Raw genomic sequence first — 18,647 nt, forward strand, 5'->3', positions numbered from 1 at the left:
CCAACGCACGCTCAAGGCTTGGGGGTGCGATCCGGTGCCGTGCCGGTCTGGTCGGCGACGAAGCAGTGCGGCGGGTGGAAGACCGCGTTCTGCGACAGATGCTCCAGCAGCTGGGCACGCGCGGCGGTGAAGGCCTCCTTGCTGGCCAGCGGGCCGGCGGCGGCGCAATCGGTCGCCAGCGCGCCTGCATGCGCGCTGATCCTGCCCAGGGCCTGGGCAGGGTCCTTCTCGAACAGGGCGCGGTAGGTGTCGTCCGTGCTCAACAGGTCGAGCAGCCGGATGGCATCTTCGGAGGTCAAAGTGGAAGGCAGCATGTCGGGAGGTTCCTGGAATGAGAACGAGAGAGTGGTGCTAAAACGTGACGGAATTCAAATATTCTGATCCGATAGCGGCACGTTGGCCGTGGGCTTGAACACCGGAACGCATGCTGTGCGTCCCGTTCCATCGCCGCCACCGACCCCCCATCGTCGGATACGTGGCCGCACCACCTACGCCCCAGTGAGCCTGACCGCATGACCCCACCGCGTTTGATCCGTCGTTGTCGCCTGCTTCTGCTGGAGCCGCACCACCACCTGGATTTCCAGCTGGGCGCGCTGCTTGCGGGCGGCAATGGGCTGCACGCCAGCCACGCCTGGCGCGCATTGGCCCCCCATCTCGACGCGCCGGTGGAGGTGGTGCCGGTGTTGGTCGCCATGCTCGGCCAGATCCAGCCCGAGGGCTGGCAAGCGCCCCCGTGCGCCGACGATGACGCGCACCTGCAGCAGTTGATCGACCTGCATCTGGTGTTCGTCGAGGGTGCACACAGTGTGCCGTCCCAGCGCGACGCGGCGCTGCGCGAGGTGAAGTGGTGGCAACCGGCCGCGGTGATGCACTGGATGTCCCGCTGGCAGGGGCGCGACAGCGTATCGGCGCTGTACGCGGCAGGCCTGCAGAATGCCGAGGGCCTGCGCCGGCAGTTGGGCCCACCGCCCGTGGCGGTCCAGCGTCTGGACGGCCCCAGGACGCCGCTGCCACGCCCGCCTGGCAGTGCCTTTGATACGTTACTGCAGGGTCGCAGTACCTGCCGCAATTTCGATCCGGGCCGCGCGCTCACCCTGGCGTGCTTCGCCCAGGTGATGCAGCGGACGTTTGCGGCCACCGGCACCTACCAATCGGCCCCGGACAGCGTGTTTCTGAAGAAGAACGCTCCCTCTGCCGGTGGCCTGCATCCCACCGAGGTGTACGTGCTCGTGCAGCGCGTATCGGGGTTGGAGCCAGGCCTGTACCACTACGATCCACAGCAGCATGACCTGACCCGGTTGCCTGATCCGCCCGGAAGCGGCAGCGACTGGGCCCGGACCATCACCGCCGGCCAGCACTGGTTCGCCGATGCGCCGGTGTTACTGATCCTGGCCCCACGCTACGCACGCAGCTTCTGGAAGTACCGCGATCATCCCAAGGCCTACCGCGCCATCACCCTGGACGTGGGCCACCTGTCACAACTGCTGCTGCTGTGCGCAACCGAGCAGGGCCTGGGCGCGTTCGTCACCGCGGCCATCAATGAGCAGGACATCGAGCAGGCACTCGGCATGGACGCGATGCAGCAGAGCCCCTTGGCGGTGTGCGGGTTTGGCTGGCGCGGTGCGCAGATGCACACCGCCGAGTTTGATCCGGCGCACCGGGTCTGGCCTGCAGATTGAGCGGGTGGCCGCAGGCCCGTCCCGGCCTGCTCACTCCGCCTCGAAATCCACCAGCACCGCCCCATCGCCCACCTGGTCTCCGGCCTTGACCCGGTAGCCCTGCACCACGCCATCGGCGGGTGCCTGCAGGGTGTGTTCCATCTTCATCGCCTCCAGCACCAGCAGCGGTGCACCGCGCGTGACCTTCGTGCCCGGCGCCACCACCGTGGCGACGATGCGGCCAGGCATCGGTGCCAGCAGGCTGCCGGCATCGGCCACGGCCTGGTCGGCCTCGCTGACCGGGTCGTGCAGGGTGAAGCGCTGCGCGCCATCGCTGCCGAACAGGTATACCTCGTTGCCATCGCGGACCACGCGGGCACGGTGCAGGGCATCGCCGGCCTGCACGCGCAGCCTGTCGCCGTCGAGCCCGCCGTAAGCGAGCACCCGCGCATCACCGACGGTCACCGACCAGGTGCCGTCGTGTTCCAGCGCGGTCACCGCCTGCGCGGTGCCGCGGTACTCAAGACTAAGCGCATGCGGCGCGCGCGCACCCAGCCGCCAGCCATCCTGCCGCTGCCACGGCGAATGCGGGTCGCGTGCGTCCACGCTGGCGGGCGCCTGGCTGCCGACCGCGGCAATGGCCGCCAGCGCCCACACCGTGGGGTCGCTGCTTTCGGCGCTGGGTGCCAGCGCGGCCTGCTCGCGCTCGATCAGCGCCGTGTCCAGGTCCGCGTGGGCGAATGAATCGGTCATCACCAGCCGGCGCAGGAACGCCGCATTGGTGGTCACGCCCACCACCTCGCACTCGGCCAGCGCCTGCTGCATGCGGCGCAGCGCGGCGTCGCGGTCCACGTCCCACACGATCAGCTTGGCAATCATCGGGTCGTAGAACGGGGTGATCGCATCGCCCTGTTCCACGCCCGCGTCCACGCGCACGTGCGCGGTGTTGGCCGGCAGGCGCAGGTGGCGCAGGGTGCCGGTGGACGGCAGGAAGCCCCGGTCGGCGTCTTCGGCGTACAGGCGCGCTTCCAGCGCATGGCCGCGGATCTGCAGCTGGTCCTGCTGCAGCGGCAGCGGTTCCCCGCTGGCCACGCGCAGCTGCCACTCCACCAGGTCGGTGCCGGTGATGCACTCGGTCACCGGGTGCTCCACCTGCAGGCGGGTGTTCATTTCCATGAAGAAGAACTCGCCGTTGGGGGCGGCAATGAATTCCACCGTGCCGGCACCCACGTAGCTCACCGCGCGCGCGGCCTCCACCGCGGCCTTGCCCATCGCGGCGCGGCGCTCGGCGGTCATGCCGGGCGCGGGCGCTTCTTCCAGCACCTTCTGGTGGCGGCGCTGCACCGAGCAGTCGCGCTCGAACAGGTACACCACGTTGCCGTGGCTGTCGCCGAACACCTGGATCTCGATATGGCGCGGGCGCTCGACATACTTCTCCACCAGCACGTGCGCGTTGCCGAACGCGGCCTGCGCCTCGCGCTGGCAGCTGGCCAGGGCCTCGATGAAGTCGGCGCTGTCGTCCACGCGGCGCATGCCCTTGCCACCGCCACCGGCGCTGGCCTTGATCAATACCGGGTAGCTGATCGCATCGGCCTGGGTGCGCAGGAACTGCGGCGCCTGGTCATCACCGTGGTAACCCGGGGTCAACGGCACGCCCGCCTGCTGCATCAGCGCCTTGGCGGCACTCTTGTCGCCCATCGCGCGGATCGCATCGGCCGACGGGCCGATGAACACGATGCCCGCCTCGGCGCAGGCCTGGGCGAAGCCGGCGTTCTCGGACAGGAAGCCGTAACCGGGGTGGATGGCCTGCGCGCCGGTGCGGCGTGCGGCGTCCAGGATCGCGTCGCCGCGCAGGTAGCTCTCGCGGGCCGGCGCCGGGCCGATCGCGATGGCCTCGTCTGCCAGGCGCACGTGGCGCGCGTTGCGGTCGGCGTCCGAATACACCGCCACGGTGGCGATGCCCAGGCGCTGGCAGGTAGCGATGACGCGGCAGGCGATTTCGCCGCGGTTGGCAATCAGGATCTTGGTGAACATGGGGGTCTCGTTGCGCGGGCCAATGGCGAAGAAGGGGCGGCACCCAGCGGTGCCGCGCGTGCCTTACATGCGGAACACGCCGAAGTCGGTTTTCCGCGCCGGTGCGTTGAGGCTGGCCGACAACGCCAGGCCCAGCACGCGGCGGGTGTCGGCCGGATCGATCACGCCGTCATCCCACAACCGCGCGCTGGCGTAGTAGGGGTGGCCCTGCTGTTCGAACTGGTCGCGGATCGGCGCCTTGAAGCCGTCCTCTTCGTCGGCCGACCACTGCCCGCCCTTGGCCTCGATGCCGTCGCGCTTGACCGTGGCCAGCACGCTGGCGGCCTGCTCGCCACCCATCACGCCGATGCGCGCGTTCGGCCACATCCACAGGAAGTTGGGCGAATAGGCGCGGCCGCACATGCCGTAGTTGCCGGCGCCGAACGAACCGCCGATGACCACGGTGAACTTGGGCACCTTGGCGCAGGCCACCGCCATCACCAGCTTGGCCCCGTCCTTGGCGATGCCGCCGTGTTCGTACTTGCGGCCCACCATGAACCCGGTGATGTTCTGCAGGAACACCAGCGGAATGCCGCGCTGCGTGCACAGTTCGATGAAGTGCGCGCCCTTCAGCGCGGACTCGGAGAACAGGATGCCGTTGTTGGCGATGATGCCCACCGGATAGCCGTGCAGGTGCGCGAAGCCGGTGACCAGGGTGTTGCCGTAGCGCGGCTTGAACTCGTCGAACCGCGAGTCGTCGACGATGCGCATGATCACTTCGCGCACGTCGTACGGCTTGCGCGTGTCGGCGGGAATCACGCCATACAGCTCGTTGGCCGGGTAGCGCGGTTCCACCGCGGCCTGCACGGCCAGGGCCGGCTCGGGCTTGCGCCAGTTGAGCTGGGCGATGATCGCGCGGACCCGGGCCAGCGCCTGCAGGTCGTTGTCGGCCATGTGGTCGGCCACCCCGGAGATGCGCGTGTGCACGTCGGCACCGCCCAGTTCTTCGGCGGTCACCACTTCGCCGGTGGCGGCCTTCACCAGCGGCGGGCCACCGAGGAAGATGGTGCCCTGCTCGCGCACGATCACCGTTTCATCGCTCATGGCCGGCACATACGCGCCGCCGGCGGTGCAGCTGCCCATCACGCAGGCGATCTGCGGGATGCCCTGCGCGGACAGGTTGGCCTGGTTGTAGAAGATCCGGCCGAAATGATCGCGGTCCGGGAATACCTCGTCCTGCAGCGGCAGGAACGCGCCGCCCGAATCCACCAGGTAGATGCAGGGCAGGCGGTTCTGTTCGGCCACTTCCTGCGCGCGCAGGTGCTTCTTGACCGTCATCGGGTAGTAGGTGCCGCCCTTGACGGTGGCGTCGTTGGCCACGATCACGCATTCCACGCCCGACACCCGGCCGATGCCGGCCACCACGCCCGCGCTCGGGATGGGGTCGCCGTACATGCCGTGCGCGGCCAGCGGCGCGATCTCCAGGAACGCGCTGCCTGCATCCAGCAACGCGTCGATGCGATCACGCACCAGCAGCTTGCCACGCGCGGTGTGCTTGGCGCGGGCGGCCTCGCTGCCGCCCAGCGCGGTCTTCGCCAGGGTGGCACGCAGGTCATCGACCACCGCCTGCAGGGCAGTGCGGTTGGCCTCGAAAACATCACTGCCCGGTTGCAGCTGGCTGCTCAATACGCTCATGGCCTTCCCTTACTTGGTGCGCTGGAACAGTTCGCGACCGATCAGCATGCGGCGGATTTCCGAGGTGCCCGCGCCGATTTCATACAGCTTGGCATCGCGCCACAGCCGCCCGGTCGGGTACTCGTTGATGTAGCCGTTGCCGCCCAGTACCTGGATCGCCTGGCCGGTCAGCCAGGTGGCCTTCTCGGCCGAGTAGAGGATCGCACCGGCGGCGTCCTGGCGGGTGGTGCGGCCCTGGTCGCAGGCGCGGGCCACCGCATACACATAGGCGCGGCAGGCGTTGAGGCCCACGTACATGTCGGCCAGCTTGGCCTGCATCAGCTGGAAGGTGCCGATGGCCTGGCCGAACTGCTTGCGCTCGTGCACGTAGGGCATCACCACGTCCATGGCCGCGGCCATCAGGCCAAGCGGCCCACCGGACAGCACCACGCGCTCGAAGTCCAGGCCGGACATCAGCACGTTCACGCCGCCGCCGACCGCGCCCAGCACGTTCTCAGCGGGCACTTCGCAGTCTTCGAACACCAGTTCGCAGGTGTTGGAGCCGCGCATGCCCAGCTTGTCCAGCTTCTGCGCGGTGGAGAAGCCCTTCATGCCCTTCTCGACCAGGAACGCGGTGATGCCCTTGGCGCCGGCCTCCACGTCGGTCTTGGCGTAGACCACCAGCACGTCGGCGTCGGGGCCGTTGGTGATCCACATCTTGTTGCCGTTGAGCACGTAGTGGTCGCCGCGCTTGTCGGCGCGCAGCTTCATCGACACCACGTCCGAGCCGGCGCCCGGTTCGCTCATGGCCAGTGCGCCGACCTTCTCGCCGCTGCACAGGCCGGGCAGGAAGCGCTGCTTCTGCGCTTCGTTGCCGTTCTTGCGCAGCTGGTTCACGCACAGGTTGGAGTGCGCGCCGTAGGACAGGCCGATGCCGCCGGAGGCGCGCGAAATCTCTTCCATCGCCACCACGTGGGCCAGGTAGCCCATGCCGCTGCCGCCGTAGTCCTCTTCCACGGTCAGCCCGAGCAGGCCCTGCTCGCCGAGCTTGCGCCACAGCGCATGCGGGAACAGATTCTCTTCATCGGCCTGGGCGGCCAACGGTGCGATCTCGACCGAGGCAAAATGGGCCACGCTCTGGCGCAGCAGGTCGATCTCTTCGCCGAGATCGAAATTCATGGTGGGGACGTGCATGGGGCGACTCCGCAACTGCTGGATGGGCGCGCCGGTTGGGGTGGACGGCACCAGCCGTCCCGCGGGCGATATGGCCCAGCGTAGCGGGGTTCGTGGAAGAAGTGAACACAAATTCAAAAATTGAACATAGAATCAACAAATGGCCTACAAACGCTCAGCACTGATGGAAGAACGCCTGGCAGGCGCCCGTGAACGGATCCTGCTGGCCACCCGTGCGCTGGTGGCCGCCGGCGGCTACCGCAATGCGCCGGTGACCGCCGTGGCGGCCGAGGCCGGGGTGTCCACCGGGCTGATCTACCGCCACTTCCCGTCCAAGGCCGAGCTGTTCGTGGAGGTGCTCACCGCCGCGGTCGAGCACGAGCTACGCATCTTCGAGGCGATTGCCGCCGAGCCGCTGCCGGCGCCGGAGCGCTTGCGCCGGGCCATCACCGCCTTCGTGCGGCGCGCGCTGGCCGGCCCCGGGCTGGCCTATGCGTTCATCGCCGAACCGGTCGACCCGGAGGTGGAGGCCGAGCGCATCCGCTGCCGCCGTCTGTTCGGCGAGGTGTTTCGTCGCATCGTCGCCGAGGGCATCGAAGCGGGGACATTCCCGCCGCAGGACACCCACGTCGCGGCGGCCTGCATCGTCGGTGCGTTCACCGAGGCGCTGGTCGGGCCGACCGCGCCCAGCCGCGACGCGCACGGCGACGAAGACCTGCTGGTGGAGTCGATCTGCGTTTTCTGCCTGCGTGCCGCCGGCGCCTGAGCCCGGCCCATGCTGCATTGCGATAGAACGCGGCGGCTTGCAGAGCGCCGCTGACGCTGGTCATACTCGGCCGACAAGCCGTGGTCCAACGACTACCAGCCAGGGGTAAAGAGAGTGCGGAATTACGACCTCGAGTTCCTGAAACGCTTTTCCATGGTCATTGCCTTACTGGTGGCCATCACGCTCGGCCTGATCGTCTTCGCCGCATACCTGCACACCAGCATTCCCGCTGAGGTCTCGCCCATGGCGGCCAAGCGCACCGAACAGCGCATCGCCCCGGCCGGCGCGGTCTATGCGGGCAGCACCGGCGTGGCAGCGCAGGCCGCCGCCAAGGCTGCGGCGCTGGCCAAGGCAGCCTCGCAGGTCGCCTACGGCGGCACCACCGATGGCAAGGTGATCTTCGACAACCTCTGCACCGCCTGCCACACCAACGGCGTGGGCAATGCCCCCACCCTGGACCACAGCCACTGGGATGCGCGCATCGCCCAGGGCAAGGACACCCTCTACAAGCATGCGCTGGAGGGCTACACCGGTCCGGACGGCGGCATCATGCCGCCCAAGGGCGGCAACCCGGCGCTCACCGAAGAGCAGATCCACGCCACCGTCGACTGGATGCTCGCCAACCTCCGGTAGAGCCGACCGTTGGTCGGCTATCCGGAGCAGCCGACCAACGGTCGGCTCTACCGGCGTCCACCCGTTCACCGCGTCCGCCCCTCCACGGCGTCCGCCAATCCCGCATCCGCACACCCACACCCCCACCGCCCCCGGGCGGTAGCGGCGTTGCGTTGCTACCATCGTCGCCGGTCGCTGGCGGGTCATCTTTCGCCCCCACACTTGATCTTGCCCCTTTCCGGAGTCGCCCCACCGATGCGTCGTTCCCCGCTTGTGTTCGCCCTTGCGCTGGCCTTGTCCGGCGTAGCCCACGCCGCCCAGCCGCAGCCCGCTACCGCGCCCCAGGCGCGCCCTGCCGCAGCCACCGCGTCGGCCAGCATCACCCTGACCGCGCCGCCCACCGACTGGCGCACCCTGGACGGCCAGAAGGTGCGCATCGCCGCGCCGCTGACCCTGGCCGGCACCGACGGGCTGGCCCGCTTCGGCGAACTCAGCGTGGCCTTCGACGGACGCCTCTGGCAGCCCAGCGAAGTGGCCGCACCGCACAGCGCCGGCCATGCCCAGGTCACCGCCGACAACGCACACCGCCGTCTGCTGCTCGATGACGGCAGCGACGCACGCGATCCCGGCCCGGTGGCCTACCTGCCGGCCAATGCCGATCTGCGTACCGGCATGCTGCTGCGCAACGTGGAAGGCATCGTCCGCATCGACGCCAAGGGCACCCCGCGCCTGCAGGTGACCGCGCCGCTGCAGGTGCCGGCGGTGGAGCGCCCGGCCGTGCCGAAGGTGGCCGGGTCGCTGCATATCGCCGCCTTCAACCTGGAAAACTACTTCAACGGCGATGGCCAGGGCGGCGCGTACCCCACGTTGCGCGGCGCGCGCACGCTGGCCGAACACCAGGCACAGACCGCCAAGCTGGTGGCCACCATCAACGGGCTGGATGCGCATATCGCCGCGCTGATGGAACTGGAGAACGACGGCTATGGGCCGCACTCGGCCATCGCCGAACTGGTGGACGCCCTCAACGCCCCGCTCGACCCCAAGGATGCCTGGGCCTTCGTGGATGCCGGGCAGGGTCCCGGCAGCAACCCGATCCGGGTCGGCATCATTTACCGCAAGGGCGGGTTCAAGCCGCTCGGCCGGCCGGTGACCAAGCTCGACGGCCCGTTCGCCGAACACAGCCGCGCGCCGCTGGCGCAGGCCTTCCAGGGCATGGGCCAGCCGTTCATGGTGGTGGCCAACCACTTCAAGTCCAAAGGCTGCCGCGACACCACCGGTGCCGACGCCGACCAGAACGATGGCCAGGGCTGCTGGAATGCCACCCGCGTGGAATCGGCCCGGCAGTTGAACGCCTGGGTGCAGGGCGAAGCGGCCCGCCTGAAGGTAAAGGACGTGGTGCTGCTCGGCGACTTCAACGCCTACGCGATGGAAGACCCGATCCGCACGCTGCACGACGCCGGCTGGCGCGACGCCTTCGCCGCGGCCAAGGTCGAGCGCCCCTACAGCTATGTCTACAACGGGCTGAGTGGCCGCCTCGACCACGCCCTGCTCAGCCCGTCCATGGCCCAGCGCCTGCAGGGCGCCGCCGAATGGCACATCAATGCCGACGAGGCCGAGGACGTCGGCTACCAGGGCCGCAACGAACCGGGCCCCTGGCGCAGCTCGGACCACGACCCGCTGCTGCTGGGCTTTGATCGCTGATCAACGGGGCCGGTTGCCGAGGTATCGACCAACGGTCGATACCTACCCGGCGGTGCCCCACGCGATCAACCCGATCGCCACCACGGCCAGCCCAAGGCCAACGCGGTTCCACACGCTGGTGCGTTCGCCGAACGCGAGCACGCCCACCAGGGCGCCCACCACCACCACGCCGATGTTCATGCCGGCAAACACCACCGCCGGGCTGTCCGGCAGGTGCTGGTGCGCGCGCACGTAGAACAGGATGTTGCCGAAGTTGAGCAGCCCGAGCAGCGCGCCGGCCCCCACGTTGCGCCACTGCAGCGGTGACGCGCCGCTGGCATGCCGCCACAGCTGCAGCGCCAGCATCAGCACGAAGGCCAGGCCGAAGCTGGCCGTCAGCGCGGCCATCGACGGCGTGCCCGACAGCGCCACCTGCTTGAGCATGATGTCCACCAGCGCGTAGCCCACCCATACCCCCAGCAGCCACGGCCAGGCGCGCTCGCCGCTGGGCGCGGCGGCGGTGGCGCGCGGGCGCACGCTGATGCCCACGATCGCCAGCAGGCCCAGCCCCAGGCCGGCCAGCTTCCAGCCGTTGGCGGTCTCGCCAAACACCAGGAAGGCCGCCAGCAGCGACAGCAGCAGCGACAACCGCTGGGCCACGTCGCTGCGCACGATGCCGGCGCGGGTGACCGCGCGGGCCATCACCAGGAAGATGGTGGGCAGCGTCACCGCCAGGCCCAGCAGGGCCAGCCACGGCGCATGCGTGGTCTGCAACGACGCCAGCGACGGCCGCAGCAGCACCAGGCTGAGCGCGCTGGCCAGCAGGTAATTCCAGGTCACCACCTGCGCCATGTCCAGGCGCTGGCGCGGCGCCAGCTTCAGCAGCACCGACACCAGCACACTGCAGCACACACTGAAAACCAGATAGAGCATGACGAACCCGGCAAGCGCGGCGGTGCAGCCCGCGGAGGAGCGGTATTATGACGCCATGCACAATCCCCCTTTCCCCCAAGCCAGCGCTGCCCTGGTGCTGGACGGCCCGGTCGGGCCGCTGGACGTTGCCGTCGACCTGCCCACCGGTGACGCGCCGGCCCAGCCGATCGTGGCGGTGATCTGCCACCCGCTGTCCACCGAGGGCGGCACCATGCACAACAAGGTGGTGACCATGGTCGCCACCAGCCTGCGCGCGCTGGGCATCACCACGGTGCGCTTCAACTTCCGCAGCGTCGGCACCTCGGCCGGCAGCTTCGACCACGGCAACGGCGAGCAGGACGACCTGGCGGCCGTGGTGGCCTGGGTCCGTGCGCAGCGCCCGGGCGAGCGCCTGTGGCTGGCCGGCTTCAGCTTCGGTGCCTTTGTGTCGCTCAAGGCGGCCGCTGCGCTGCAGCCAGACGCGCAGATCTCGATCGCACCGCCTGCCGGGCGCTGGGACTTCGACGGCATCCAGCCGCCCGCGCAGTGGCTGGTGATCCAGGGCGAAGAAGACGAAATCGTCGACCCGCAGGCGGTCTATGACTGGCTCGGCAGCCTGCAGGCGCCGCACGAACTGGTCCGCATGCCCGACACCAGCCACTTCTTCCACCGCAAGCTGATCGACCTGCGCGGGGCCATCACCCACGGCGTCAAGCATTGGCTGCCCGACGCAGGCGCCACGGGCGCATGAGTGACGGTGCACTGACCCCGTCGCAGCGCTACGCCGAGGGCGTGGCCCGGGGCGAATGGCAGAACGACCCGGCCCAGCATGCCGCGCTGGCCGAGCTGGACCGCATCCATGTGGCGCTGGTGGACAGCGCCCAGGACGGCTGGCTGGACCGCCTGTCGGCATTCTGGAAGAAGCCCGAGCCGGTCAAGGGCCTGTATTTCTGGGGCGGGGTGGGGCGCGGCAAGACCTTCCTGGTGGACCTGTTCTACGACGGGCTGCCGATCGAGCAGAAGTACCGCACCCACTTCCACCGCTTCATGCGCGGCATCCACGAGCGCCTGCGCGAGCACCAGGGCCAGAGCGACCCGCTGGCGCGCATCGCCCAGGAATGGCGGGCCAAGTTGCGCGTGCTGGTGCTGGACGAGTTCTTCGTCACCGACATCGGCGATGCCATGCTGCTGGCGCGGCTGCTGGAGCGGCTGTTCGCCGAGGGCGTGACCCTGGTGACCACCTCCAATACGGCCGTGGAGAACCTGTACCTCAACGGCCTGCAGCGCGACAGCTTCCTGCCGGCCATCAGCCTGCTGCAGACCTACTGCGTGGAGCTGTACGCCGAAGGCACCGAGGACTACCGGATGCGCGCGCTGACCCGCTCGCCGGTGTACCAGTCCCCGCGCGACCCCGGCAGCGATGCCTGGCTGGGTACGCGCTGGGCCGAGTTGAGCGGCGGCCAGCCGGCCAAGCCGGGCAACATCGAGATCGAGGGCCGCAAGATCCCGGTGCGGGCGCGCGGCAAGAGCATCGCCTGGTTCGATTTCAAGGCGCTGTGCGAAGGCCCGCGCGGCCCGTCGGACTACATCGAGATCGCGCACGAGTTCAACACGGTGCTGCTGGGCGACATCCCGCACTTCGACACCCTCAACGAAGATGCCGCGCGCCGCTTCGTCAACCTGATCGACGAGCTGTACGACCGCCACGTCAACCTGGTCTGCACCGCCACCGATACCCCGGTGGCGCTGTACTCGGGCGTGCGTCTGCAGGGCGCGTTCGAGCGCACCGCCTCGCGCCTGATCGAAATGCAGAGCGCCGAGTACCTGGGCACCCCGCACAAGGCGTGAGGGGTGCCGCTGGTTGTAGAGCCGGGCGCGGGCTCGTCTCCACCTGACGCGCTAAGTCAGAGTGATTCACCTGCGCACTGGGAAGTGCCTGCACAAGCTCAAGCAAACAGAGTTCAGAGAATTACTGATGAGCAGGGAAATCGACCAGCACGTTGCGCGAGCCATCGTTGAGCTTGCCATCTTTCTAGAGTTTTCGGCGGATGATGTAGTGGATCCTGATGCTGCAATCCAGCGGCTCGAACAACTGGCGTCGACATTGCAAATGATGGACCTGGAGTCCCGATCATCTTTGTGCTCACAGTTTAAGAGCATCGCAATGGAGTATTCAGATGAGCAGGCAAGGTTTGTGGAAAGCTTGGGCGACGTGCTGGGGCTGATCAAAGAGTAGGTTGCTCATCTGTAGAGACCCCGGATTTTCTGGCATCAGGGCTGTCAGAGAATTCGGGTTCGCGCAGAGCATGAGTACGAGGCGCGTTCGAGCACACCGCCTCGCGCCTGATCGACCCGCAGAGCGCCGAGTACCTGGGCACCCCACACAAGGCGTGAGGGTGCCGGGGCCTGCCCGCCTCTACGGGGTGGGCAGGGCGATCGCCTTGCTGCGCGGCTGTTCGCGCGGGGGCGGGGCGTCCTCGTCGCGGTCCACCACCAGCATTCCCAACGGCTTGCCCTGGTAGCGCACCTCCAGCGCCTGCTGCAGCTGGTCCAGCGCCAGCACCTGGGTGCACAGCGACTGCGCATGGGCCTCCAGTGCCTGGGCGCGGGTTTCCATGGTCCGCTCCAGCTGCGCCTCGACCTTGTTCGCACGCGCCTCCATGCGCTGCGCACCGCCAGTGAACATCGACCACATCACGCCCCGGGCCAGGGAATCGGCCATGGATTCGGCCGCCTGCTCCACGCGCTGCTCGAAGCCGTCGCCGAAATCGGCCTGCTCCCAGATCCCGCGCCCGAGGGTGCGGTCCACGTACTGGTGGGCGTCACCACGCAGCCGGGCCACCTGGCGAGCCTTGCCCTTGCTGCCACTGAGGATCTCCACCGTGGCACCGAATGCATCGAAGGTGATGTCCACCACCTCGCTGGCCAGCCCGGCCACCGCAGGCACCAGCTGGCGGGTGCCCCATTCCAGCTGGCGCAGGCGCTGGGCGTCGGCGGCGCTCACCGGCACCGGGGTGCGGTCGATGTTGAGCTCGCCGTCGTGGAAGAAGATCTCCGCCGGCACCTGATCGGGGTGGCGCAGCCAGATCCCGCCGCTGTCCACCAGCACGTTGTAGGGCGTGCTCACCCCGCATTGGCGCGAGGACAGGGCCGGCACCGCGTCCTTTTCATCGGCGTGGGCGGGCGCGGCCACGGCCAGGCCCAGCAGTAGACATCCAGTCAGGGGCAGGCGCATGGGGCGGGCTCGGCAGGGGGACGTCTGCAGGCTCGCACCCCCCGCCCGTGCCGGCGCGGGTCGGAAGTCACCCCGGCTGGCGGCGGTGCGTCCGGGTTGTTACGTTCGCGTGAGCGCCACGGGTCTGTTTTCGGATTCTGTTTCTCACCCGACGTGGCTCTTTCGGCCTTGACTGCGCACTCGGTTTCGACAGGTCCGGACCGTTCGTCGGACGCCCTTCCAAGGGGATCGTTGCGGCGCAAGGGATTGCTCATTTTCCCCAGATTTGGCGTTGACGATCCCCGGTACCCCCACTATCTTGTGGCCGTCGGTCCCGCCGACCACAAGTCGACGGGTGAATCGCCTTCACGCCGATGGCCTGAAAACCTACTGACAACCGCACTACACGTACAGCGTTGAGGTATCGGTCGCACCACTCTGAGGGGAGAGGACCGGTGACGCAGGGGAACCGCCCGCAGGCCAGCCTGCGCAGTCGCGGCCCATGCGACGCCCCAGGTCCACTCTGAGAGTCCGAGCGCCGGTCCAGCACCTGCCCAGCAGGCAACGTTGTGCCACCCCAAATCACGCCAAGAGGAAAACGCCGTGAGCACCGAAACCAGCGCAGCCACCGAGCAGGAAAGCGAGTTCCTTCTGACCTCGCCGCCCACGGCCAACGCCATGAGTGTCACCAAGCGCAACGGCACTACCGAACTGGTGGATCTGAACAAGATCGTGCGCGCGGTGCAGCGTTGCTGCGAGGGCCTGCACGCGGTGGACCCGATGCGCGTGGCCACCCGCACCATCTCCGGCCTGTACAACGGCGCCACCACGCAGGAGCTGGACGAGCTGTCCATCCGCACCGCCGCCCTGCTGATCGGTGAAGAGCCCGAGTACGGCCGCCTGGCCGCGCGCCTGCTGGCCAACTTCATCGCCAAGGAAGTGTCCGGCCAGGAAATCCACGCGTTCTCGCAGTCGGTGGGCCGTGGCCACGAAGTGGGCCTGATCAACGCGCGCCTGCTGGACTTCGTGCAGATCAACGCACGCAAGCTCAACGACGCCATCGATCCGTCGCTGGACCTGCATTTCGATTACTTCGGCCTGCGCACCCTGTACGACCGCTACCTGCTGCGCCATCCGCACACCCGCAAGGTGATCGAGACCCCGCAGCAGTTCTTCCTGCGCATCGCCAGCGCCCTGAGCGAAGACGTGCCGGAAACCCTGGCGCTGTACAAGCGCATGGGCAACCTGGACTACCTGCCGTCCAGCCCGACCCTGTTCAACTCCGGCACCACCCACGAGCAGCTGTCCTCGTGCTTCCTGCTGGACTCCCCGCAGGACTCGCTGGAGTCGATCTACGCCAAGTACGGCGATATCGCCCAGCTGTCCAAGTTCAGCGGCGGCATCGGCGTCAGCTACAGCCGCGTGCGTTCGCGTGGCTCGCTGATCAAGTCGACCAACGGCCATTCCAACGGCATCGTGCCGTGGCTGAAGACCATGGATTCGTCGGTGGCTGCGGTCAACCAGGGCGGCAAGCGCAAGGGCGCGGCCTGCGTGTACCTGGAAACCTGGCACGCCGACATCGAGGACTTCCTCGAACTGCGTGACAACACCGGTGACGAGTCGCGCCGTGCGCACAACCTGAACCTGGCCAACTGGATCCCCGACCTGTTCATGCAGCGCGTGGAGACCGACCAGGAATGGTCGCTGTTCGATCCCAGCGTGGTGCCCGAATTCACCGACCTGTTCGGTGAAGCCTTCGAGCAGGCCTACCTGCAGGCCGAAGCCCAGGGCAAGGCCCAGCGCACCATCCCCGCGCGCAAGCTGTACTCGCGGATGATGCGCACCCTGGCCGAGACCGGCAACGGCTGGATGACCTTCAAGGACAAGTGCAACCGCGCCAGCAACCAGACCCTGCGTCCGGGCAACGTGATCCACCTGTCCAACTTGTGCACCGAAATCCTGGAAATCACCTCGGCCGAAGAGACCGCGGTGTGCAACCTGGGCTCGATCAACCTGGGCAACCATTTCGACGCCCACGGCGAGTTCGATTTCGACAAGCTGGCCAACACCGTGCGCCTGGCCGTGCGCCAGCTCGACCGCGTGATCGACCTGAACTTCTACCCGATCGAAACCGCCCGCCGCGGCAACCTGCGCTGGCGTCCGGTCGGCCTGGGCTGCATGGGCCTGCAGGACGTGTTCTTCCGCAAGCGCCTGGCCTTCGACAGTGCCGAAGCCCGCGCGCTGTCGAAGAAGATCGCCGAAGCGATCTACTTCCACGCCCTGGAAACCTCGTGCGAACTGGCCCAGGAACGCGGCAAGCACCCGTCCTTCGCCGACACCCGTGCGGCCAGTGGCGAGCTGCAGTTCGACGCCTGGAACGTGGTGCCCGAAGACACCGCCCGTTGGGATGCCCTGCGTGAGCGCATCAAGGAACATGGCCTGCGCAACTCGCTGCTGATCGCCATCGCCCCGACCGCGACCATCGCCTCGATCGCCGGTTGCTACGAGTGCGTCGAGCCGCAGGTGTCCAACCTGTTCAAGCGCGAAACCCTGTCCGGCGACTTCCTGCAGGTCAACCGTTACCTGGTGACCGAGCTGAAGAAGCTGGGCCACTGGACGCCGGAAATGCGCGACGCGATCAAGATGGCCGAAGGCTCCATCCAGGGCATCACCCAGATCCCGGAAACCCTGCGCCACATCTACCGCACCGCGTGGGAACTGCCGATGCGTTCGCTGATCGACATGGCCGCCGATCGCGGCGCGTTCATCGACCAGTCCGCCTCGCTCAACCTGTTCATGGAAAGCCCGAGCATCGGCGCGATGTCCTCCATGTACATGTACGCCTGGAAGCAGGGCATCAAGACCACCTACTACCTGCGTTCGCGTCCGGCCACCAAGATTGCCAAGACCACGATCAGCCAGGGCTCGCATGCCGCGCCGGAAAAGGTGTTCAGCCCGGACGAAGCCGTCGCCTGCTCGCTGGAGAACCCGGAAAGCTGCGAAGCCTGCCAATAAAAGGCGTGCCGGCCCGATGGGCCGGCGCCCCGGTAGGTACCCACCGTTGGTGGGTACGGAAAATGATCCATACCGCTTGAACGCCGGGCCCCGCCCGGCGGCTTCACCGCTCCACCCCAAACACGCTGACACCGCCGGGCGTTGCCTCTGCCCGCGGTGCCGGAAGCCCGCCGCGCACACGCGCGGGTCTTTCGACGCTTCCCCACCCGGAAGCCGCCAACTGAACCAAGGAACCCCCCATGGCAGACACGCCGCGCCAGATGTTGCTCGATCCAGGTTTTGAACTGACCCTGCGCCCGATGCGCTACCCGCAGTTCTATGACATGTATCGCAACGCGATCAAGAACACCTGGACTGTCGAGGAAATCAATTTCCAGATCGACATCAGCGACCTGCACAGCAAGATGTCGCCGGGCGAACGCCACCTGATCCACCGCCTGGTCGCGTTCTTCGCCACCGGCGATTCGATCGTGTCCAACAACCTGGTGCTGAACCTGTACCAGCACTTGAACGCGCCCGAAGCGCGCATGTACCTGTCGCGCCAGCTGTACGAAGAAGCGCTGCACGTGCAGTTCTACCTGACCCTGCTCGACAACTACCTGCCCGATCCCGATGAGCGCGTCAAAGCGTTCGCCGCGGTGGAGAACATCGACTCGATCAAGAAGAAGGCCGATTTCTGCTTCAAGTGGATCGACTCGATCCAAGACCTGCGCCGCATCGAAACCCGTGAGGAGCGCCGCCAGTTCCTGCTCAACCAGATCTGCTTTGCCGCGTGCATCGAAGGCCTGTTCTTCTTCGCGGCCTTCGCCTACGTGTACTACTTCCGTTCGCGCGGCCTGCTCAACGGCCTGGCCTCGGGCACCAACTGGGTGTTCCGCGACGAAAGCGCGCACATGGAGTTCGCCTTCGAGTGCGTGGACGTGATCCGCGAGGAAGAGCCGGACCTGTTCGACGACGCAATGAAGCAGCAGGTCTATGACATGCTGGCCGAAGCCATCGAATGCGAAGTGCAGTTTGCCGAAGACGTGCTGTCCGGCGGCGTGGCGGGCATTTCCACCCGCGACATGCGCCAGTACCTGCAGCACTGCGCCGACAACCATTTCCACCGCCTGGGCATGGAGCGCAAGTACAACGTGCGCAACCCGCTGAGCTTCATGGAACTGCAGGACGTGCAGGAACTGACCAACTTCTTCGAACGCCGCTCCTCGGCCTACCAGGTGGGCGTGAAGGGCGAAGTCTCGTTCGACATGTCGTTCTGATTCTCGCGCCACACGCATCAACGAAAACCCCGGCCCAGCGCCGGGGTTTTTCGTTCCCGCCCGGCGGTAGAGCCACCCCACGGGTGGCTGCACCTGAAACCGGCACCGCGCGCAGCCACCCATGGGGTGGCTCTACCAGCAGATGCGCAATCTTCTCCACGCGATGGCAGGCCAAACGCCGCCACTACGACACCTTCCTTCCACCCCCTGCCGTATCATCCGCGCCGACCCTACATTCAACCGGCCACCCCCATGTCCACCACCCCAGACCCCATCCCGCCCACTGAAATCAGCATGGCCGAGATCGTCTTCCCCAACCACACCAACCACCTGGGCACCCTGTTCGGTGGCCAGGCGCTGGCCTGGATGGACAAGGCGGCCTTCCTCGCCGCGGCCCGCTACTCGCGCCGCACCGTGGTCACCGCGCGTTCGGACCAGGTCGATTTCAAGCTGCCGATCCGCATCGGCCAGATGGTGGAAACCATCGGTCGCATCGTCGAAGTGGGCCGCAGCTCGATGAAGGTGGAAGTGGAACTGATCGCCGAAGACCTGCACACCGGCGAGCGCAAGCTCTGCACCCGCGGGCACTTCGTGATGATCGCGCTGGATGCCGATGGCCACCCCATTGCCGTGCCGCCGCTGCCCGACGCCATTCCCGGGCCGTAACCGCG

The 18,647-nt window shown here is 67.6% G+C and carries 16 protein-coding genes; 10 read left to right on the plus strand and 6 right to left on the minus strand.

What is annotated here, in order from left to right:
- Positions 1-11 precede the first annotated feature (11 nt).
- Positions 12-314 (minus strand): NHLP-related RiPP peptide, encoded by a 303-nt coding sequence (locus ABIA71_RS04020; protein WP_354283317.1) that lies wholly within the window; start codon positions 312-314, stop codon positions 12-14.
- Positions 315-512: 198 nt separating this feature from the next.
- Between ABIA71_RS04020 and ABIA71_RS04025 the strand changes: the two genes are divergently transcribed.
- A complete protein-coding gene (locus ABIA71_RS04025; RefSeq protein WP_354283319.1) occupies positions 513-1,679 on the plus strand; it encodes a putative peptide maturation dehydrogenase in 1,167 nt (388 codons plus the stop codon).
- 30 nt (positions 1,680-1,709) lie between these two features.
- On the opposite strand, the gene ABIA71_RS04030 is transcribed toward ABIA71_RS04025, so the two are convergent.
- The 3 genes from ABIA71_RS04030 to ABIA71_RS04040 all read right to left on the minus strand — a co-directional run bounded on the left by ABIA71_RS04030 (position 1,710) and on the right by ABIA71_RS04040 (position 6,539).
- Positions 1,710-3,692, minus strand: a complete 1,983-nt coding sequence (locus ABIA71_RS04030) for an acetyl/propionyl/methylcrotonyl-CoA carboxylase subunit alpha (RefSeq protein ID WP_354283321.1) — start codon at positions 3,690-3,692, stop codon at positions 1,710-1,712.
- A 63-nt stretch (positions 3,693-3,755) separates the two neighbouring features.
- A complete protein-coding gene (locus ABIA71_RS04035) occupies positions 3,756-5,366 on the minus strand; it encodes a carboxyl transferase domain-containing protein (protein WP_354283323.1) in 1,611 nt (536 codons plus the stop codon).
- A 9-nt stretch (positions 5,367-5,375) separates the two neighbouring features.
- Positions 5,376-6,539 carry an isovaleryl-CoA dehydrogenase gene (locus ABIA71_RS04040; protein WP_354283325.1) on the minus strand — a complete coding sequence of 388 codons (1,164 nt, stop codon included), beginning with the start codon at positions 6,537-6,539 and terminating at the stop codon, positions 5,376-5,378.
- Between the two features lie 139 nt (positions 6,540-6,678).
- On the opposite strand from ABIA71_RS04040, the gene ABIA71_RS04045 reads away from it, so the two are divergent.
- The 3 genes from ABIA71_RS04045 (at position 6,679) to ABIA71_RS04055 (ending at position 9,597) form a co-directional block, all read left to right on the plus strand.
- The gene (locus ABIA71_RS04045; RefSeq protein WP_038691163.1) at positions 6,679-7,284 is read left to right on the plus strand and encodes a TetR/AcrR family transcriptional regulator; all 606 of its coding nucleotides are present in this window, start codon (positions 6,679-6,681) and stop codon (positions 7,282-7,284) included.
- 114 nt (positions 7,285-7,398) lie between these two features.
- On the plus strand, positions 7,399-7,917 hold the full coding sequence (locus ABIA71_RS04050; protein ID WP_128096000.1) for a c-type cytochrome: 519 nt from the start codon (positions 7,399-7,401) through the stop codon (positions 7,915-7,917).
- Positions 7,918-8,151: 234 nt separating this feature from the next.
- Complete coding sequence (locus ABIA71_RS04055) at positions 8,152-9,597, plus strand: ExeM/NucH family extracellular endonuclease (RefSeq protein WP_354283328.1); 1,446 nt, start codon at positions 8,152-8,154, stop codon at positions 9,595-9,597.
- Positions 9,598-9,639: 42 nt separating this feature from the next.
- Here ABIA71_RS04055 and ABIA71_RS04060 read toward each other — a convergent pair whose 3' ends face one another.
- A complete protein-coding gene (locus tag ABIA71_RS04060; protein ID WP_354283330.1) occupies positions 9,640-10,509 on the minus strand; it encodes an EamA family transporter in 870 nt (289 codons plus the stop codon).
- A 55-nt stretch (positions 10,510-10,564) separates the two neighbouring features.
- Between ABIA71_RS04060 and ABIA71_RS04065 the strand changes: the two genes are divergently transcribed.
- From ABIA71_RS04065 to ABIA71_RS04075, 3 genes are all read left to right on the plus strand, one after another.
- Positions 10,565-11,239: an alpha/beta hydrolase gene (locus ABIA71_RS04065; RefSeq protein ID WP_128095429.1), complete on the plus strand. Its 675-nt coding sequence runs from the start codon at positions 10,565-10,567 to the stop codon at positions 11,237-11,239.
- Positions 11,236-12,336, plus strand: coding sequence for a cell division protein ZapE (gene zapE, locus ABIA71_RS04070; protein ID WP_128095430.1), 1,101 nt, complete (start codon positions 11,236-11,238; stop codon positions 12,334-12,336). Before ABIA71_RS04065 ends, zapE begins: the two co-directional genes overlap by 4 nt.
- 127 nt (positions 12,337-12,463) lie before the next feature.
- Entirely contained in the window at positions 12,464-12,724 is a 261-nt protein-coding gene (locus tag ABIA71_RS04075; protein WP_354283332.1) for a hypothetical protein, read from the plus strand.
- Positions 12,725-12,904: 180 nt separating this feature from the next.
- Here ABIA71_RS04075 and ABIA71_RS04080 read toward each other — a convergent pair whose 3' ends face one another.
- Positions 12,905-13,723 (minus strand): DUF2884 family protein, encoded by an 819-nt coding sequence (locus ABIA71_RS04080; protein WP_354283334.1) that lies wholly within the window; start codon positions 13,721-13,723, stop codon positions 12,905-12,907.
- 582 nt (positions 13,724-14,305) lie between these two features.
- On the opposite strand from ABIA71_RS04080, the gene ABIA71_RS04085 reads away from it, so the two are divergent.
- The 3 genes from ABIA71_RS04085 to ABIA71_RS04095 all read left to right on the plus strand — a co-directional run bounded on the left by ABIA71_RS04085 (position 14,306) and on the right by ABIA71_RS04095 (position 18,642).
- Positions 14,306-16,717 (plus strand): ribonucleoside-diphosphate reductase subunit alpha, encoded by a 2,412-nt coding sequence (locus ABIA71_RS04085; protein ID WP_128095432.1) that lies wholly within the window; start codon positions 14,306-14,308, stop codon positions 16,715-16,717.
- A 239-nt stretch (positions 16,718-16,956) separates the two neighbouring features.
- On the plus strand, positions 16,957-17,976 hold the full coding sequence (locus tag ABIA71_RS04090; RefSeq protein ID WP_128095433.1) for a ribonucleotide-diphosphate reductase subunit beta: 1,020 nt from the start codon (positions 16,957-16,959) through the stop codon (positions 17,974-17,976).
- A gap of 252 nt (positions 17,977-18,228) precedes the next feature.
- Complete coding sequence (locus ABIA71_RS04095; RefSeq protein WP_354283337.1) at positions 18,229-18,642, plus strand: acyl-CoA thioesterase; 414 nt, start codon at positions 18,229-18,231, stop codon at positions 18,640-18,642.
- Positions 18,643-18,647 lie beyond the last annotated feature (5 nt).

Source organism: Stenotrophomonas sp. 2619, assembly GCF_040548725.1.
Taxonomy (GTDB): domain Bacteria; phylum Pseudomonadota; class Gammaproteobacteria; order Xanthomonadales; family Xanthomonadaceae; genus Stenotrophomonas; species Stenotrophomonas maltophilia_AP.

Excerpts from the sequence above, each read along its gene's own strand:
- ABIA71_RS04055 (WP_354283328.1), top strand. The coding sequence starts at position 8,152 with ATGCGTCGTTCCCCGCTTGTGTTCGCCCTTGCGCTGGCCTTGTCCGGC.
- ABIA71_RS04035 (WP_354283323.1), bottom strand. The coding sequence starts at position 5,366 with ATGAGCGTATTGAGCAGCCAGCTGCAACCGGGCAGTGATGTTTTCGAG.
- ABIA71_RS04030 (WP_354283321.1), bottom strand. The coding sequence starts at position 3,692 with ATGTTCACCAAGATCCTGATTGCCAACCGCGGCGAAATCGCCTGCCGC.
- ABIA71_RS04095 (WP_354283337.1), top strand. The coding sequence starts at position 18,229 with ATGTCCACCACCCCAGACCCCATCCCGCCCACTGAAATCAGCATGGCC.
- ABIA71_RS04040 (WP_354283325.1), bottom strand. The coding sequence starts at position 6,539 with ATGCACGTCCCCACCATGAATTTCGATCTCGGCGAAGAGATCGACCTG.
- ABIA71_RS04045 (WP_038691163.1), top strand. The coding sequence starts at position 6,679 with ATGGCCTACAAACGCTCAGCACTGATGGAAGAACGCCTGGCAGGCGCC.
- ABIA71_RS04090 (WP_128095433.1), top strand. The coding sequence starts at position 16,957 with ATGGCAGACACGCCGCGCCAGATGTTGCTCGATCCAGGTTTTGAACTG.
- zapE (WP_128095430.1), top strand. The coding sequence starts at position 11,236 with ATGAGTGACGGTGCACTGACCCCGTCGCAGCGCTACGCCGAGGGCGTG.
- ABIA71_RS04020 (WP_354283317.1), bottom strand. The coding sequence starts at position 314 with ATGCTGCCTTCCACTTTGACCTCCGAAGATGCCATCCGGCTGCTCGAC.
- ABIA71_RS04080 (WP_354283334.1), bottom strand. The coding sequence starts at position 13,723 with ATGCGCCTGCCCCTGACTGGATGTCTACTGCTGGGCCTGGCCGTGGCC.
- ABIA71_RS04060 (WP_354283330.1), bottom strand. The coding sequence starts at position 10,509 with ATGCTCTATCTGGTTTTCAGTGTGTGCTGCAGTGTGCTGGTGTCGGTG.
- ABIA71_RS04065 (WP_128095429.1), top strand. The coding sequence starts at position 10,565 with ATGCACAATCCCCCTTTCCCCCAAGCCAGCGCTGCCCTGGTGCTGGAC.
- ABIA71_RS04025 (WP_354283319.1), top strand. The coding sequence starts at position 513 with ATGACCCCACCGCGTTTGATCCGTCGTTGTCGCCTGCTTCTGCTGGAG.
- ABIA71_RS04075 (WP_354283332.1), top strand. The coding sequence starts at position 12,464 with ATGAGCAGGGAAATCGACCAGCACGTTGCGCGAGCCATCGTTGAGCTT.